General features: G+C 66.5%; 2 protein-coding genes. Both read right to left on the bottom strand.

Features of this window, described 5'->3' with window-relative positions; all coding sequences use genetic code 11:
- On the bottom strand, window positions 1-1,700 hold a 1,700-nt coding region (gene cysN, locus SMD10_RS25170; protein ID WP_331688468.1), incomplete at its 3' end, for a sulfate adenylyltransferase subunit CysN.
- The coding region (gene cysD / locus SMD10_RS25165; protein ID WP_331688467.1) for a sulfate adenylyltransferase subunit CysD at window positions 1,700-2,599 on the bottom strand (900 nt) is incomplete at its 5' end. The genes cysN and cysD, both read right to left, overlap by 1 nt.

Below are 2,599 nucleotides of genomic sequence, written 5' to 3'. Positions count from 1 at the left end.
AGGGGTGTATCGACGAAGACTTCGATGAACTCGCCTGGGTCCAGGAGGTTTCTGGCGAGTTGGCGTTCGGCGCGGAACGGCGAGATGAAGGAGCAGAGCACGATCAGCCCGGCATCGGCCATCAGCTTGGCCGTCTCGGCGACGCGGCGGATGTTTTCCACCCGGTCCGCCTCGGTGAAGCCGAGGTCGCGGTTGAGCCCGTGGCGGACGTTGTCGCCGTCCAGCACGTAGGTGTGCCGCCCCATGGCGAAGAGCCGCTTTTCCACCAGGTTGGCCACGGTCGACTTGCCGGCGCCCGACAGGCCGGTGAACCACAGCACCGCCGGGCGCTGTCCCTTGGCTCCGGCCCGGAGCTTCTTGTCCACGTCCAGCGCCTGCCAATGGATGTTCGTCGCCCGCCGCAGCGCGAAGTCGATCATCCCGGCACCGACCGTCAGGTTGGTCAGCCGGTCGATGACGATGAAGCCGCCGGTCGCGCGGTTCTCCGCATACGGATCGAAGGCGATCGGCTCCTGGGTGGAGACGTTGACCACCCCCACCTCGTTCAGCGCCAGGGATTTCGCCGCCAGGTGCTGGAAGGTGTTGACGTCGACCTTGTGCTTGATCTCCGTCACCGAGGCCGAAACCGTCTTCGTGCCGATCTTGATGAGATAGGACCGCCCCGGCAGCATCGCCTCGTCGTGCATCCAGATCAGATGCGCCGCGAACTGATCGGCGACATCGGGCCGCTCCTCGGCCGCCGCCAGCACGTCGCCGCGCGAGACGTCGATCTCGTCGGCGAGCTGCAGCGTCACCGCCTCGCCGGCAACCGCCGCGGCTCGCGCTCCGTCGTAGGTGGTGATCGCCTGGATCGACGACACCCGCCCCGAAGGCAGCACCGCCACCCGATCGCCGACGACGACGCGTCCGCCCGCCACCGTGCCCGAATAGCCGCGGAAGTCGAGATTCGGACGGTTCACCCATTGCACCGGCATGCGGAACGGCCGGTCGCGCGGTTCCCCCTCCACATCCACCGTCTCCAGGTGGTGGAGCAGCGTCGGCCCCTCGTACCAGGCGAGATTGGGGCCCCGCGCCGTCACGTTGTCGCCGAAGCGCGCCGACAGCGGGATCGCCTGGATCGTCTCGAACGCCAGCGTCTCGGCAAAGCCTCGATAGGCCGCCACGATCTCGTCGAAGACGGCCTTCGAATAGTCCACCAGGTCGATCTTGTTGACCGCCAGAACCACGTGGCGGATCCCCAGCAGCGAGGCGATGAAGGAGTGCCGCCGCGTCTGGGTGAGCACCCCCTTGCGCGCGTCGATCAGGATCACCGCCAGATCCGCGTTGGAGGCGCCCGTCGCCATGTTGCGCGTATACTGCTCGTGGCCCGGCGTGTCGGCGACGATGAACTTGCGCGTCTCGGTGGCGAAGAAGCGGTAGGCGACATCGATGGTGATGCCCTGCTCGCGCTCCGCCTCCAGCCCGTCCACCAGCAGCGCGAAGTCGATGTCCTCGCCCACCGTGCCGTGCTTCTTGGAATCCCGCTCCAGGCTGACCAGCTGGTCCTCGAACAGCAGCTTGGTGTCGTAGAGCAGCCGGCCGATCAGCGTCGACTTGCCGTCGTCGACCGAGCCGCAGGTCAGAAACCGTAAGAGCCCCTTGCCTTCCTGGCGCGCCAGATAGTCGGTGAGCGCCGCGCCGTCGAGGTCGATCCGATCCATCAGAAATACCCCTCGCGCTTCTTCTTCTCCATCGAGCCCGCCTCGTCGTGGTCGATCAGCCGGCCCGAGCGCTCCGAGGTGCGCGCCAGAAGCATCTCCGAGACGATCTCCGGCAAGCTCGTGGCCGGCGATTCGATCGCCGCCGTCAGCGGATAGCAACCCAGCGTGCGGAAGCGGATCATCCGCCTCTCGGGCGTCTCGGCCGGCTCAAGCGGCAGCCGCTCGTCGTCCACCATGATCCACTGCCCGTCGCGCCGCACCACCGGACGCTTCGCCGCGTAGTACAGCGGCACGATCGGGATCTCTTCCTTCATGATGTACTGCCAGATGTCGATCTCGGTCCAATTGGACAAGGGAAACGCCCGGATCGACTCGCCCTTGCGGATGCGCCCGTTATAGAGGCTCCACAGCTCGGGGCGCTGGCTCTTCGGCTCCCAGGCGTGGCTGGCGCTGCGAAACGAGAAGATGCGCTCCTTGGCGCGGCTCTTCTCCTCGTCGCGCCGCGCGCCCCCGAACGCGGCGTCGAAGCCGTACTGGCTCAACGCCGCCTTCAGCGCGTCGGTCTTCATGATGTTGGTGTAGACGGACGAGCCGTGGGTGAACGGCGTCACGCCCGCCGCCCGGCCCTCCTCGTTGGTGTGGACGATCAGCTCCAGCCCGAGCCGCGACGCCGTCTCGTCGCGAAACGCGATCATCTCGCGAAACTTCCACCCCGTGTCGATGTGCAGCAGCGGAAACGGCGGCTTCGACGGGTAGAACGCCTTCATCGCCAAGTGCAGCATCACCGACGAATCCTTGCCGATCGAATACAGCATCACCGGGTTGCGGAACTCCGCCGCAACCTCCCGCATGATGTGGATCGCCTCCGCCTCCAATCGATCAAGGTGCGTCGTCGAACC

This window comes from Consotaella aegiceratis, from assembly GCF_036541425.1.
Taxonomy (GTDB): domain Bacteria; phylum Pseudomonadota; class Alphaproteobacteria; order Rhizobiales; family Rhizobiaceae; genus Consotaella; species Consotaella aegiceratis.
Note: the sequence above shows the minus strand (reverse complement) of the source record. Positions and strands in the feature narration are given on the sequence as shown.